The 13,881-nt window shown below is 72.6% G+C and carries 11 protein-coding genes and 1 pseudogene; 5 read left to right on the top strand and 7 right to left on the bottom strand.

The window, feature by feature from the left end:
- Nucleotides 1-112 precede the first annotated feature (112 nt).
- Nucleotides 113-508, top strand: coding sequence for an FHA domain-containing protein (locus F9278_RS12325; protein WP_152168365.1), 396 nt, complete (start codon nt 113-115; stop codon nt 506-508).
- Between the two features lie 23 nt (nt 509-531).
- Here the strand turns inward: F9278_RS12325 and F9278_RS12320 are convergent, their stop codons facing one another.
- From F9278_RS12320 to F9278_RS47010, 3 genes and pseudogenes are all read right to left on the bottom strand, one after another.
- Complete coding sequence (locus tag F9278_RS12320) at nt 532-1,203, bottom strand: O-methyltransferase (protein ID WP_152168364.1); 672 nt, start codon at nt 1,201-1,203, stop codon at nt 532-534.
- A gap of 117 nt (nt 1,204-1,320) precedes the next feature.
- Nucleotides 1,321-1,584, bottom strand: coding sequence for a hypothetical protein (locus F9278_RS12315; protein ID WP_226966716.1), 264 nt, complete (start codon nt 1,582-1,584; stop codon nt 1,321-1,323).
- Between the two features lie 155 nt (nt 1,585-1,739).
- A pseudogene (locus F9278_RS47010) lies at nt 1,740-1,844 on the bottom strand (zinc ribbon domain-containing protein); the annotation flags it as partial.
- Nucleotides 1,845-1,981: 137 nt separating this feature from the next.
- Between F9278_RS47010 and F9278_RS12305 the strand changes: the two are divergent.
- Entirely contained in the window at nt 1,982-4,048 is a 2,067-nt protein-coding gene (locus tag F9278_RS12305; RefSeq protein ID WP_152168363.1) for a bifunctional glycosyltransferase 87/phosphatase PAP2 family protein, read from the top strand.
- Nucleotides 4,049-4,131: 83 nt separating this feature from the next.
- Here the strand turns inward: F9278_RS12305 and F9278_RS12300 are convergent, their stop codons facing one another.
- Nucleotides 4,132-5,367 carry a cytochrome P450 gene (locus F9278_RS12300; RefSeq protein ID WP_152168362.1) on the bottom strand — a complete coding sequence of 412 codons (1,236 nt, stop codon included), beginning with the start codon at nt 5,365-5,367 and terminating at the stop codon, nt 4,132-4,134.
- Nucleotides 5,368-5,602: 235 nt separating this feature from the next.
- On the opposite strand from F9278_RS12300, the gene F9278_RS12295 reads away from it, so the two are divergent.
- The 3 genes from F9278_RS12295 to F9278_RS47005 all read left to right on the top strand — a co-directional run bounded on the left by F9278_RS12295 (nt 5,603) and on the right by F9278_RS47005 (nt 9,344).
- Nucleotides 5,603-6,772 carry a steroid 3-ketoacyl-CoA thiolase gene (locus F9278_RS12295; protein ID WP_152168361.1) on the top strand — a complete coding sequence of 390 codons (1,170 nt, stop codon included), beginning with the start codon at nt 5,603-5,605 and terminating at the stop codon, nt 6,770-6,772.
- 113 nt (nt 6,773-6,885) lie between these two features.
- Nucleotides 6,886-8,568: an nSTAND1 domain-containing NTPase gene (locus tag F9278_RS12290; RefSeq protein WP_152168360.1), complete on the top strand. Its 1,683-nt coding sequence runs from the start codon at nt 6,886-6,888 to the stop codon at nt 8,566-8,568.
- 272 nt (nt 8,569-8,840) lie between these two features.
- Nucleotides 8,841-9,344: a hypothetical protein gene (locus F9278_RS47005; protein WP_226966715.1), complete on the top strand. Its 504-nt coding sequence runs from the start codon at nt 8,841-8,843 to the stop codon at nt 9,342-9,344.
- Nucleotides 9,345-9,397: 53 nt separating this feature from the next.
- On the opposite strand, the gene F9278_RS12275 is transcribed toward F9278_RS47005, so the two are convergent.
- From F9278_RS12275 to F9278_RS12265, 3 genes are read right to left on the bottom strand one after another with little or no spacing between them, the layout of a single operon-like run.
- Entirely contained in the window at nt 9,398-10,720 is a 1,323-nt protein-coding gene (locus F9278_RS12275) for a patatin-like phospholipase family protein (protein WP_152168358.1), read from the bottom strand.
- A complete protein-coding gene (locus tag F9278_RS12270) occupies nt 10,717-11,892 on the bottom strand; it encodes a ComEC/Rec2 family competence protein (RefSeq protein ID WP_152168357.1) in 1,176 nt (391 codons plus the stop codon). Before F9278_RS12270 ends, F9278_RS12275 begins: the two co-directional genes overlap by 4 nt.
- Nucleotides 11,893-11,929: 37 nt before the next feature.
- Nucleotides 11,930-13,747, bottom strand: coding sequence for a S8 family serine peptidase (locus F9278_RS12265; RefSeq protein WP_152168356.1), 1,818 nt, complete (start codon nt 13,745-13,747; stop codon nt 11,930-11,932).
- Nucleotides 13,748-13,881: the final 134 nt, after the last annotated feature.

The following is a 13,881-nucleotide window of genomic DNA, read 5'->3' as shown; positions in this document are numbered from 1 at the left end:
ATTGTGCCGGAGCCCGCACAACAGGACGATCCGGCGAATTATCATGCGGCGGCGGCGCGCCAAACGCGCCGTGCGCAGCGACAATTGGAGTTTGACCCGTTAGGAGCGGTACGTGCTCGAACTCACCATGGCCTCGGTCTCCGAGGCGGACGCCGGGGCGACGGCCGGCATGCTGATGGCCGACGCGCCCAGCGAGCCGGGCGGCGTGCTCCGGGTGGGCCGCGATCGGGCGGTGTGCCGGCTCGCGACACCCGACGACTGGCTCTTCGTCTCCCGGGTGCATCTGGAGTTCCTCTGCGCCCCGGACGGGAGCTGGCAGGTCACCTGGCTGCGCGGCTCGCACGCCGACCCCTCCTCCGAGGTACGGCTGACCCTGCTGGGCCACCAGCCCTCACCGCTCCCGTACGGCGGCACGGCGAAGCTCCCGCACGGCAGCTCCGGCGAACTCGTCATCTACGACCGCACCGGCCCCCGCAGCGTCAACGTGGGCTTCTATCACGAGGCCTGACGGGAGCCCCCCGGCCGGCGGGGTCAGTCCAGTACGCGGGCCAGTGCGAAGCCGTCGTACCCCTTGGAGCCCACCGTCTGGATCGCCGTGCCGCTCAACTTCGGGTGCGCGGCGATGAGTTCGATGGCGGCCCGGGTGCCGACGACGTCCGGCTCGGTGCTGTCCGGGTCGGCGACCCGGCCGCCGCGGACGACGTTGTCGACGACCAGGACGCTCCCGGCCCGGGTGAGCCGGAGGGCCCACTCCACGTAGTGCGGGTTGTTGGCCTTGTCGGCGTCGACGAAGACCAGGTCGAACGGCTCGGGGTTCTCGTCGGCCAGCTTGGGCAGCGACTCCAGGGCCGGGCCGACCCGGACCTCCGCGAGTGCGTCGAGCCCGGCGCGCGCGATGTTGCGGGTGGCGACCTCCGCGTGCTGGGCGCTGTACTCCAGGGAGATCAGTCTGCCGTCGGCGGGCAGCGCCCGCGCCAGCCAGATGGTGCTGTAGCCGCCCAGGGTGCCGATCTCCAGGATGCGGCGGGCGCCCTGGATCAGGGCGAGGAGATGCAGGAACTTGCCCTGGTTGGCGGCGACGTCGATGGCCGGGAGCCCGGCCGCCGCGTTCTCCCGCAGCACCGCCTCCAGTGCCTCGTCGTTCGGGGCGAGTTGGGTGGTGAAGTAGGCGTCGACGTCGTCCCAGGTCCGCGACTCGCTCATGAAGCTGTGCCTCCCGCGCCTTGTCAGGCGATCGCTAATTACTTAGAACAGCTAAGTAGGTGCGCTAATGAATATAGGCGCGGGGTGGGTGTTCTGCCAGCGGTTCCGGGGTGTGTTTCAGTCGTTCGGCCCGGACTTCGGATTCGTGGGCGCATTCGGCGGCGGATAGGCGCCTGGTGCCCCCGGCGGGTATGCCCCCGGCGGGTAGGCGCCCGGCGGAATGAAGACCGCGCCCGGTGGCGGTACGGGCGGCAGTTGCCGCTTGGCGTTGCGGATGAGCACGATCGCGACGGCCACCGCCTTGATCGCCAGTACGGCCATGCCGATGCCGAACCACACCAGCCACTCGGGCATGCCCCACACGGTCTGCATCTCGTCCACTTGACATCCTCCCCCTCTTGGAAGAGCGGGATTTTAGCCCATTCGGGCCGAGGTTCACGGGTGTTCGTACAGCTGGTGGCCGTTGTCACCCCTCCGGCACCGGCTGTGCGCCGGGGGCGGGGGATTCCGCCCTGTCCTGCCGCGATGTTGATACTGGCGTTGGTGTCCGCGCTGCAGGTGAAGCCACAGGAGGAACACTCGAACCCGGCTTGGTTCTTGCGCGAGTTCTTGTCGATCCAACCGCAGGCACTGCACCGCAGACAACTCTGCGCGCACTATCGTCATCCGGACAAAACAGGGGCGACTCTCAGGTGAAGAGGGGGTTGCCCGCGTCTCACAACCGGGACAGTGCGAGCCTTCTCGGTGGGACGTCTACGGGGCGGGAGGACGACAGCACGTGGCGACGGAGCAGAGCAGACCGGGCGGTGCCGTGGGCAGGAGTGCGACGGCGGCGAGACTGGGCACCGTCCGGGCCCTGCTGTGGCTGTTCGCCGGGATCCTGGCGGTGCGGCAGGTCGCGGTCGTGCTGAGCACGCCCCGGGGCGATCGGCTGACGGATCTGGAGACCTGGGTCGGCCCCAGCGGCGTCCTGCATGTGAACGGCTCGCTGTACGACTCGACGCGGTTCACGGGCACCCCCTTCGGCGGCCTCGTCCTCAAGCCACTCACCCGAATGGCCGAACAGACACTCGGCTGGGGCTGGACCTTCGGCACCCTCCTGCTGGTCGTCGCCCTAGGCCTGGTCGCCGCCCGCGCCCTCCCCCAGCCAGTTACCCGCCGTACGGCGCTGCTCGCGGCCCCCGTCGCGGTCACCCTGCTGATGCTGTCGCTGCCCGTGCGCAACACGCTGTACCTGGGCCAGACCAGCATCATCCCCGTCCTGCTCGTCCTCGCGGGATGCTTCGCGGTACGGGGCGAGCGCACCAGCGGGGTCTGCACAGGGCTGGCCGCGGCCCTCCAGCCGACCGTCCTGCTGTTCGTGCCGCTGCTCTGGTTCACCGGCCGCAGGCGGGCCGCCGCGAGCACCGGCATCACCTTCGCCGGGGCCACCGCGCTGGCCTGGGCCGCGATGCCGCACGACTCGTACACCTACTGGGTGCACCATCTGGCCGGGGTCGGTCTCGGCGGCCGGGCGGACGATCTCGCCAACCAGTCCCTGCACGGCGCGCTGCTCCGGCTCGGGCTGGAGGGGCCGCTGGAGATCGCGGTCTTCTTCGCGCTGGCCGCCGCCGTCGCCGTACTCGGCATGCGGCGGGCCATCCGCTACGCCCGTGACGGACAGCTGCTGCTCGCCGTCGCGATCACCGGCTGTGTCGTGGTCGCCGTCTCGCCGACGTCCTGGAAGCACCAGCTGCTGTGGGTGCTGCTCGCGGTGGTCGGCCGGGTCGGTACGAAGGCCTCGTCGCGGTACGTCTGGCCGGTCGCCGTCGTCCTGGTGATGACACTGCCCGCGAAGATGATGGTGCCGAACACGGGCGTCCTGCACCCACTGCGTGACAACGTCGTCCTGCTGGCCGCGCTCGCCGCCGCGCTCGTCGTGCCGTTCCTGTCCCGCACCTCGGAGTACTACCGGGCGCCGATCCCCACCGAGTACGCCCCGAAGACGGAGACCCGCTTCAGCTGGGCCCCGCTGCTGCGCCGGGTGGCCACCCGCCCCAACCTGCTGCTCGAACTGCTGCTGATCCGCGTCACCTACGCCGCCTACCAGCGCACCCGGCTGGAGGCCACCGGCAGCCGGGCCGCCGCCGAGGAGCACGCCGGGCAGGTCCTCGCCGTCGAGAAGGCCCTGTTCCTCGACATCGAGCACTGGGTCAACCACACCGTCGTCGGGATCGGCTGGCTGCGGGACTTCTTCGACTTCTACTACACGTCGTTCCACTTCGTGGTCCCGCTGACCGTCCTCGGCCTCCTGTACTGGCGCCGCCCCGCCGACTACCGCTGGGCCCGTACGGCCATCGGCTTCACCACGGTCCTCGCGCTCGTCGGCTTCTTCTTCTACCCGCTGGCCCCGCCGCGCCTGATGCCCGGCCTCGGCATCATCGACACCATCCACGGCGTCCAGGACTTCTCCAAGCCGGACTACGGCAGACTCACCGAACTCACCAACCAGTACGCGGCGATGCCGTCCCTGCACTTCGGCTGGTCCCTGTGGTGCGGCCTGACCATCGCGATCGTCGCGCCCCGGGTGTGGATGAAGGTCCTCGGCCTGCTGCACCCCTTCTTCACGGTCCTGGCGATCGTCGCGACGGGCAACCACTGGGTGCTGGACGCGGTCGGCGGCGCGGCGGTGGTGGGCGCGGGCTTCGGCCTGACGTACCTCCTGACCGGCCCCCGCACCACCGCGCCCCGGAAGGGGCGCGGGGAACCGCGCGAGCAACCGGAGACGACCGGCAGACTCGCCACGGCCGCCCGGCGCATCGGCGGTGGAGCGGACGGAGACGACGGAGGCAGGGGCGGGGCGTAGGGGTGTGGCCCCTGCCTCCGGCGGGACGGGACGGGCCGACGGCGCCGGGAGGCCGTCGGCCCGAGTACGGCGGGGTGGGGCGGTCAGCCGGTGGTCACCTGAAGGTGCTTCACCCCGTTGATCCAGGCGGAGCGCAACCGGCTCGGCTCGCCGGCGAGCCGCAGCCCCGGCATCGCGTCGGCGATCGCGTTGAAGATCAGGTCGATCTCCAGGACGGCCAGCGACTTGCCGAGGCAGAAGTGCGGGCCTCCGCCGCCGAAGCCGAGGTGGGGGTTGGGGTCGCGGGTGATGTCGAAGGTGTCGGGGTTCTCGAAGACGTCCGGGTCGTGGTTGGCGGAGGCGTAGAAGATGCCGACGCGGTCGCCCTTTCTGATCAGCTTGCCGCCGAGTTCCACGTCCTGGGTGGCGGTGCGCTGGAAGGAGTTGACCGGGGCGGCCCAGCGCACGATCTCCTCGGCGGCGGTCGCCGGGCGCTCGCGCTTGTAGAGGTCCCACTGGTCGGGGTGGGTGAGGAAGGCGTGCATGCCGTGGGTGATGGCGTTACGGGTGGTCTCGTTGCCCGCGACCGCCAGCATCAGCACGAAGAAGCCGAACTCGTCGGAGGTGAGGTTCCCCTCGTCCTCGGCGGCGACCAGCGTGGTGACGATGTCCTTCGCCGGGCACTGCTTGCGGTCGGCGGCCATGTTCATGGCGTAGGCGATCAGTTCCATCGCCGACTGCTGGCCGACCTCCTCGGTGATGGCGTACTCCGGGTCGTCGTACGAGATCATCCGGTTCGACCACTCGAAGATCCGGATGCGGTCCTCCTGCGGGATGCCGATCAGTTCGGCGATGGCCTGGAGGGGGAGTTCGCAGGCGACCTCGGTGACGAAGTCGAAGGGGCCGGCGTGGGCGACGGCCTCGCGGGCGATGTTCAGGGCGCGGTGGCGCAGATTGTCCTCCAGCGCCCGGATCGCCCGCGGGGTGAACACGCGCTGCACGATCTGGCGGACCCGGGTGTGCTCCGGCGGGTCCATGTTCAGCAGGATCAGCCGCTGCGCGTCGATCGCGTCCCGCTCGATGTGCTCGTTGAAGCGGATGATCGCGGTGTTGACCGTCGAGGAGAACAACTCCGGGTGTGTGGACACGTACTTGACGTCCGCGTGCCGGGTGACGGCCCAGTAGCCCTCGTCCGCGAAGCCCGCGACGCCGGGTGCCTGTGGGATCCAGTGGACCGGTTCCGTACGGCGCAGTGCGGCGAACTCGGGGAGGGGGACACGGTGGTGCAGCAGGTCGGGGTCGGTGAAGTCGAACCCGTCGGGCAGCGCTGGACAGGGCATCGGCGACTCCTGACGGAGCATCAGATATAGGGAATTGCGGTGACCGTAGTAACGGGTTCCAGAACAAGCAAGGGGTATGGGCCCTTCGGTCGGCTTTTCAATTGCCGCACGCCCCTTGCGGTCCCGGAGCAGGGCTCAGCAGACTGCTGAAGAGAACTAGAACGCGTACTAGTTCTGCGTGGCGGGCCGGGCCGGGACGCCCCGCGCCGCGCGGGTCACCGTTGAGAGGATTCCCATGGCCGCGGAACCCGTGATCGTCGAAGCCGTACGCACCCCCATCGGCAGGCGCGGCGGCGCGCTCGCCAATCTGCACCCCGCCTATCTGCTGGGCGAGACCTACCGTGAACTCCTCGGCCGCACCGGCATCCCCGCCGACTGCGTCGAGCAGATCGTCGGCGGCACCGTCACCCATGCCGGCGAGCAGTCCATGAACCCCGCGCGCACGGCCTGGCTGACCATGGGCCTGCCCTACGAGACGGCCGCCACGACCGTCGACTGTCAGTGCGGCTCCTCGCAGCAGGCCTCGCACATGGTGGCCAACATGGTCGCGGCCGGGGTCATCGACGTCGGGATCAGCTGTGGCGTCGAGGCCATGTCCCGGGTGCCGCTCGGGTCGGGGTCCAAGCACGGGCCCGGGAAACCGTTCCCGGAGGAGTGGAACGTCGATCTGCCGAACCAGTTCGAGGCGGCGGAGCGGATCGCCCGGCACCGGGGGCTCACCCGGGAGGACGTCGACGCCCTCGGGCTGCTCTCGCAGGAGCGGGCCGCCGCCGCGTGGGCCGAGGAGCGGTTCAAGAAGGAGACGTTCGCCGTCCAGGTGCCGACCACCGAGGCCGAACAGGGCGCCGGGCAGGGCATGTGGCGGCTCGTCGACCACGACGAGGGGCTGCGCGACACCTCCCCGGAGGCGCTGGCCCGGCTGAAGCCGATCATGCCGACGGCCGTGCACACGGCGGGCAACTCCTCCCAGATCAGCGACGGCGCGGCGGCGATCATGTGGGCGTCCAAGCGGATGGCGCGGGCGCTGAAGCTGCGGCCGAGGGCGCGGATCGTCGCCCAGGCACTGGTCGGCTCCGACCCGCACTTCCACCTCGACGGGCCGATCGACGCGACGAAGGCGGTGCTGGGCAAGGCCGGGATGTCGCTCAAGGACATCGACCTGGTCGAGATCAACGAGGCCTTCGCGTCGGTGGTGCTGAGCTGGGCCCAGGTCTTCGACCAGGACCTGACGAAGGTGAACGTCAACGGCGGTGCCATCGCGCTCGGGCATCCGGTGGGCGCGACCGGCGCGCGGCTCATCACCACCGCGCTGCACGAACTGGAGCGGACCGACAAGGAGTTCGCGCTCGTGACGATGTGCGCGGGCGGCGGTCTGGCGACCGGGACGATCCTTCAGCGGCTGTGACGCGGAACGGGCTCCGCCGGCCGTGGTGCGGCCGGCGGGGCCCGTCCCTTCCCCCCCCGTGAGCGGCCGTCCCCCGTGGTCGCGCCGCCCGGTCCCCCGTCGTGGGCGGCCCCGTGCCGTCCACACCACCGATCCCACCAGAGGAGGTCTTCACCCTCTGCCACGACCCGGCCGAACGCGCCCGGTTCATCGACCTGTCGCCGACCGCACGCGAACCGGGGAGCCGGCTGCGGGTGCTGGTGGCGGTGCGGGCCGACTTCCACGGCCGCTGCGCCGAGCACCGCGGGCTCGCCGAGGCGCTGGGGGACGCCAACCTGCTGGCGGGGCCCATGAGTTCGGCGGAGCTGCGCGAGGTCGTCGTCGGACCGGCCGCCGCGGCCGGACTGACCGTGGAGCGGGCGCTGACCACCCGGCTGGTGGAGGAGATCACCGACGCGCCCGGCGGGCTGCCGCTGCTGTCGCACGTCCTGCTGGAGACCTGGCGCCGCCGCCGGGGCAAGACCCTGACCCTCGCCGGGTACGAGGCGGCCGGCGGACTGGACGGGGCGATCGCCAAGACCGCCGAGGACGTGTACGGCCGGTTCACCGACGGCGAGGCGGCCACCGCCCGCCGGGTGCTGCTGCGGCTGAGCTCCCCGGGCGACGGCACCCCCGACACCCGCCGGCCCGCCGACAGGGCCGAACTGGAGACCACGGGCACCGGACGGGAGGAGGTCGCCCGGGTCCTGGAGGCGCTCGCCCGAGCCCGCCTCCTCACCGTCGACGGCACCGCCGTCGAGGTCGCCCACGAGGCGCTCCTCACCGCCTGGCCCCGGCTGCGCGGCTGGATCGAGGAGGACCGCGACCGGCTGCGCGCCCACCGGCAGCCGACCGAGGCGGCCCGCGCCTGGGAGGAGCTGGGCCGCGACGCGGGCGCGCTGTACCGGGGGAGCCGGCTCGTCACGGCACGGGAGCACTTCGGAGCGCCGGGCCGCACCGACGACCTGACCGCCCAGGAGGCCGCCTTCCTCGCGGCCGGGCTCGACGCCCTGGAGCAGGAGGAGCGCGCCGAGGCCCGCACCACCCGCCGGCTGCGTGTCCTCGTCTCCTCCCCGGCCTGCCTCCTCGCCCTCGCCCTCACCGCCACGGCCGTCGCCTACTCACAGCGCCAGAACGCACTGGACGCCCAACGCGACGGACCCTCCCGGCAGTTGGCCGCCCAGTCCGCCGCCCTGCTGGAGAGCGACACCGACCTCGCCTCGCTGCTCGCCATCAGGGCGTACCGGACCAGCCCCACCCTGGAGGCCACGCGGAGCCTGTACGCCGCCGCGGCCGTCCCTCTGGAACGCCGGCTGACCGGGCACACCGGGACGGTGTCCGCGCTGGCCCACGGCCCGGACGGCACGACCCTCGCCAGCGGCAGCCACGACGGCACGGTACGGCTGTGGGACACCGGCTCCGGAGACCTCGACGCCACGCTCACCGCCAGCCTCACGGAGGGCCCGGTCGCGCTGTCCTTCAGCCCCGACGGCCGGACGCTCGCCACCGCCGCCGACGGCGCCGTACGGCTGTGGGACACCGCCACCCGGTACGTGCGCGCCACTCTGCCCGGGGACAGCGCGGCGAGTGTGACGTTCAGCCCCGACGGCCGCACCCTCGCGGTCGGTGACCACGGGAACCGTCTGCGGCTCTGGGACGCGGCCCTTCCCCGCCCGGCCGAGGCGATCGACGACATCTGCCGGGCGGTCCACCGCGACCTCACCCGGCAGGAGCGGGCCCGGTATCTGCCGGAGCAGGAATCCGGCGGGGCGTGCTGACACCGGAGGCCGGGGCCGGGGCCACCCAGGGCGAAGCTGAGTAGTCGTACTCATGTCCGGTTCGTTGCCCGCGCCCACACTTCTGGCATGAGACGAACTGCACGGGGAACGCGGCGCGTCGGCGCCGCGCTGGCGGCAGTGTGCGCGCTCGCGCTGACCGCCTGTGGCACGGATCGGGCGGACGCCGGTGACCCGGCGAACGCGGCCGGGTCGGGGCCGGGTCGGCCGCGGCCGATCGGGCCGCCGCCGCCGACGCCGAGTATCTGGCCTTCATGGAACTGCTCGTCGGCCTCGGCGAGCCGTGCGCGGGGAAGCGCCCGGCCCCGCCGACCGCGGTCCCGGAGGAGGAGCCGGACTCCGCCGCACCACCGACGACCGAGCCGACCGAACTGCCCCTTCCCGACGAGCCGTTGCCCACCGGGGAACCCCGGGATCCCGAAGACGCCGCGAAGGAGGTGGAGTTGACCTCGCTGGAGAAGTGCGAGGCCCGTGTCCACACCGGCCGCGTCACCAAGGCGTTCGAGGGCGCCTCCGCACCGACACCCGGCGCCGTGGGCGACACCCTGCGCGGCCTCGGCTACATCGACGACCGGGTCCAGGGCCTGCGGCGCTCCGGCGAGGGCGTCCGGTTCACGCTCGATCTGCGGCTGATGGACGGGCAGTTGTGCCTGGACGGCGAGGTCACTCCCACGGGGACGACCGTCGACCCGTACGGCGCCCGGGGCACCGACGACGTCGAGTGCGCGGACGTGCGGCGCGACGACCGGGGCCGATGACGCCGGCCGGTGGTGATCGGCCGGTGTCGGCCGGCGTCGGCCGGCGGCGCCGGTCAGCGTTCCGGTGGGTGGAGGGTCGTCAGGTCCGGGGGGAGGAGTTCGGGATGGTACGCGGCGAGGCCGGCGCCGCCCAGCCACCAGCCCCGGTGGACCAGGGCCCGGCACAGGGACGGGGCGAGGCGGTCGAAGACGGTGGGGACCAGGGACAGATCGCGGCCGTCGTGGGTGCGGTGCTCGGGGAACGTCGCGCGCCAGCGGTGCAGCAGCGGGTCCGCGAACGGGAAGTCCGTGGAGAGCTGCACCAGGATGCCCCGGCGGGCCCCGGGCGGGACCTCACCGTGCGGACCGAGGGCCGCGCCGCGCCGGAACCGTTCGATCGTGGCCCGGGTGCGCAGCGCGGTGCTCTGCCGGTAGAGGAGGGAGTTGGCCCGCGCCAGATCGCGGATCACCGGGACCCGGCCGTACAGACCCGGCCGCAGCAGGCCCCCGGCGTTGAGGGCGCACAGGAACGTATGGCGGTAGTTGTCGCTGTCCAGGGCCTCCAGGCCGGTGTTGTCGTAGGTGCCGCCGTCCAGGAGCGCCGGGCGGTGGGTGGCGCAGGGGAACGGGGAGGCGTCGAGGACCACGGGTGGGAAGAGGCCGGGGACGGCGGCCGAGGCCGAGACGGCCCGGCTCAGGCGCAGGCCCGTGCCGGACGTGCGGGCGAGACCGATCGCGTAGTCGCCGTACACCTCGCGTTCGAAGGTGAAGCGGACGCCGGTCGTCAGGTTGGCGGCGTTGACGATCCAGCGGACCTGCGGGTCCAGGTCCGCCAGCTCGGTCCCGTCGAGGAACCAGTCGTCGAGGCGGCGGGCCAGCAGATCGGTGCGGGTGGTGGGGCCGAGGGTGCGCCAGATGTCCCGGAGCAGCGCCCGCTTGAGGGAGTGGGCGCCGACCCGGTCGACGACGGGGGCGATGACCAGGTCGTCCACGGCCTCGGGGGTGAAGTCCCGCGCGCGCAGGGCCGGCCAGGCGGTGGCCAGACAGGCGTTGGCGATCGAGCCGCCGGACACGGAGGAGGAGTAGCGCAGCCGGGCGAGCAGTCCGGTGTCGGCCAGCAGCCGGACGAAGCCCAGCGCGGAGAGCGTGGCGCGGAAGCCGCCGCCGGAGAGGGCGAGGGCGACCGGGGTGCCGGTGGCGGGCGGTGGTTCGGCCGGGCGGAGGGAGTCGCCGCAGGGCCGGGTGGTGAGGCCCGTGCCGAGCGCGGGGGAGTCGACGGCCCAGGCGGGCGCGTCGGCCGGGCCGGGGGAAGGGGCCGCGGCGGGTGGGGCGGATACGGGGGCCGTACGCGGGCCGGGGCGGGTGAAGGTGTCCTCCGCATGCCGTGACCTGGTCATGGCCGGCCTCCGATCGGGATGACGAGCGCCTGGTCGGCGGGCCCTCTGACGTCGACCTCGAAGGCGCGGTCCGCGCGCAGTCCTTCCAGCGTCTCCTCGGCGAAGGGGATGTGGTTGGTGAGGTGGACGACGTACTCGTCCTCGGGGGCGCGGGACTCCACGAGCCAGCGCAGGGTGTCCTCGCCCGGGTGGTGGTGGCGCACCCCGTCGGCCGAGACGACGTAGTGGTCGGCCCGGATCCGCTCGAAGAAGTCGGGCTCCACATTGCGGTCGCTGCCGTGGTGCGGGAGCTTCAGCAGATCGAGGTGGAGCGGGCCGGCGTCGTCGACCAGGTCGAGGGCGCGCAGCCCGGCCAGGACGTGGTCGCCCCGGGCGTCACCGGTGAGCAGCGCGGTGCCGCCCCCGTGCCGCAGCAGCAGCACGATGCTGGACAGGTTCTGCACCGAACTGTCCGCGTACGCCGCCGAGATGACCTCCGGATCGCGCCGCAGCTTCGCCTCACGCCACTTCTCCTCCAGTTCGGCGAGGGCGCCCTCGTCCGGGGCGACGACCGTGACGTCCAGGTCGTGCAGGGTCGCCTCGGCGCCCTCGGTGAGGGGGCCGGAGAAGGGCGCGTTGCCGTCCAGCCGCAGGGCGGTGGCCGCGTTGCGGATGTCCCGGCCCTGGTTGTAGCTGGCGGTGACGGCCGCGTCGGAGGAGGCGGCGGCTTCGAGGAGTGGGTGGACGGAGGCGCTCAGCCCGGGGGCCCGCTGGTCGACGAGTTCCTCCACGGAGTTGAACCACAGCGCGTCCACGTCGTACGGCGGGGCCTCCCCGTCCTGCTGGGCCTGCCGCATGTCCTTGAAGAGCCGGACCAGACCGCCGGCGTGGTCGTCGTCGACGTGCGAGAGACAGACGACGTCGAGGTGGGGTGGGGTGCCGTCGTCCGGGCTCCGGTGCGCGCCGCCCCCGTTCCGGCCGGTGAGCGCGCGCAACCGGCCCTGGAGGGAGGCCCGGTAGACCCCGGCGGGCCCGCCGTCGACGAGCATGACCCGCTCGTCGTGCCGCTCTTCGCGCCGTTCGTCGTGCCGTTCGTCGTGCCGTTCGTCGCGTGGGCCCCGGGGGTCTTCCGCGTCCCAGCGGACCAGGAAGCAGTCGCCGTGGCGGGCGTCGAGGAAATCGAAGGTCAGCATGGTCGTCCGCCTCACCGGGCCGCCTCACCGGGCCGCGTCACACGGACTGCATGGCACGCAGTACGTCGACGAGCCCATGGCCCTGGAAGTCTCGTTCACGGGCGAGGTCGGTCGCCGTCGCGCAGAGGATCTCCTTCACGCGCTCGGGGCGGCCGAGCAACTCGCGGTAGCGGGCCAGCAGCATGGCCGCCGCCCCGCTCACATGGGCCGCCGCCTGGCTGGTGCCGTGCATGGCGGCGATGCCCTCGCCGGGGATCGGACCGTCGATGTCCTCGCCCGGCGCCACCAGGTCGGGCTTGGGCCGCCCGTCGCCGGTGGGGCCACGGCTGGAGAAGTAACTGACGCCGTGGCGGTGCGGATTGCTGCGGTGCGTGGAGCCGACGGTGATGACCGACTCCGCGTTGCCGGGATCGGAGATGCTGATGTCGTGGTAGCCGGTGCCCAGGGTGCGGACGGTCCCGGTGAACCCGGCGTTCCCGGCCGCCGTCACCACCACCACACCCGACCGGGTCAGCCGGTCGCACTCGACGCACACCGGGGTCCAGCCGGTGGAGTGCGTGGCGACGTCGTGCGGCACCGACAGACTGAGGTTGACCCCGGCGATCACGAACCGCCCGGCCTGCTCGTTGATGTGCCGCACCGCCTGGAGCGCGGTGACGATGGAGAACTCGTCGCCCTCGCCGTCGTCGTCGAGCACCCGGAAGTCGTACAGCCGGATACGCGGACAGATCCCCCGGAACTCCAGCTCCGGCCACCACCCGCCGATGATCCCGGCGATGTGCGTGCCGTGCTGGTCGCCGGGCGGGACGTACGGGTCGGGGTGCCCCGGCGCGGGCGGGCCGGGAGCCGGGTCGTGCTCCACGGACGGCAGCGCGGCCGACCAGTTCACCAGCCCGTTGACCAGCGCGTCGTCGGGCAGCTTCGCCCGTACGCAGGTGAAGTCGAAGGAGCGGGCGATACGCGACTCCAGCTTGCGTGGCGGGGAGACGGTGGTGTCCCACTCGTGGAACGCCGAGTGCCGTGCGTCGATGCCGCTGTCGACCACGGCCCAGCCGATGGAGGCGCTGTCTACCGAGAACACCTGCTCGGCGGCGTCGGCCTTGATCGTCCGCCGGGACCGTACGACCGCCCGGGTCGCCCGGCGGTTCGTCGTCACCGACACGATCGGGTACTTCTGCCGCCGGTCGACGGCCTGGCCGACGGGACTGTGGGCGCCGCGCACCGGGTGGGTGTCCGGGACGGCGTCGGCCAGCATCCGCGCGAGCACGCCGGTCACGTCGCGCCCGTCGCGCCCGTCCGGGGCCGCGTCCGCGACGACCCGGTGCAGCAGGTTCAGGAACCAGGTGAGCTGCCGTCCGCGTTCCTGGCGGCGCTGCATGTTGTCGTGGATCTCGCTGGTCGCCGGGGCCCGGACATGTCCCCGGAGCGCCGCCTCGATCCCCTCCGCCCCGCTCTCGACGGCGAGTTCGTGCGACACCCGCACCACGCCCGCGAGACTGGTCAACGGCAGCAGCGCCGTCACCAGTTCCTCCAGCGTCACCTGCGCCACCACGAAACTCCCGGCCGCCACGGGCCGGCACGCCTCCGTCAACCGCATCCGCGTCAGCCGTTCCAGCGCCCGCTCGACGCCGTACTCCTCACGGACGGCGAGGATCAGATCCTGCCGGTATGCCGACGGGGGCGCCGACGGGGGCGCCGGTGGGGGCGACGACGGTGGTGGCGCCGGCGGTGGTGGCGCCGGGGGTGGTGAGGCGAAGGCCAGCCACACGTCGAAGTGCACCGGGCAGTCGGTCGCCCACAGCACGGGGACGGGCCCCTCCCCGTAGAACACGGCCAGCAGTTCCGCTCGGTCCATCACGGCTCCCGATGCGCGTGGCGTGGGAGGGACGCCTCCCATTCTCCGCCCCGGCCATGACCACCGCATCCGGGGCGGGTTGTCAGCCCTCGGGGGCGGGGCGGGTGCTGCGCAGATAGGCGAGGACGGCGAGG

Origin of the sequence: Streptomyces phaeolivaceus (assembly GCF_009184865.1) — a bacterium.
Lineage (GTDB): Bacteria > Actinomycetota > Actinomycetes > Streptomycetales > Streptomycetaceae > Streptomyces > Streptomyces phaeolivaceus.
This window is presented reverse-complemented; position numbering and strand designations above follow the sequence as displayed.

Coding starts and splice junctions, on each gene's coding strand:
- F9278_RS12275 (WP_152168358.1), bottom strand. CDS start 10,720: ATGACCAGGTCACGGCATGCGGAGGACACCTTCACCCGCCCCGGCCCG.
- F9278_RS12300 (WP_152168362.1), bottom strand. CDS start 5,367: ATGCCCTGTCCAGCGCTGCCCGACGGGTTCGACTTCACCGACCCCGAC.
- F9278_RS12270 (WP_152168357.1), bottom strand. CDS start 11,892: ATGCTGACCTTCGATTTCCTCGACGCCCGCCACGGCGACTGCTTCCTG.
- F9278_RS12320 (WP_152168364.1), bottom strand. CDS start 1,203: ATGAGCGAGTCGCGGACCTGGGACGACGTCGACGCCTACTTCACCACC.
- F9278_RS12265 (WP_152168356.1), bottom strand. CDS start 13,747: ATGGACCGAGCGGAACTGCTGGCCGTGTTCTACGGGGAGGGGCCCGTC.
- F9278_RS12295 (WP_152168361.1), top strand. CDS start 5,603: ATGGCCGCGGAACCCGTGATCGTCGAAGCCGTACGCACCCCCATCGGC.
- F9278_RS47005 (WP_226966715.1), top strand. CDS start 8,841: ATGGAACTGCTCGTCGGCCTCGGCGAGCCGTGCGCGGGGAAGCGCCCG.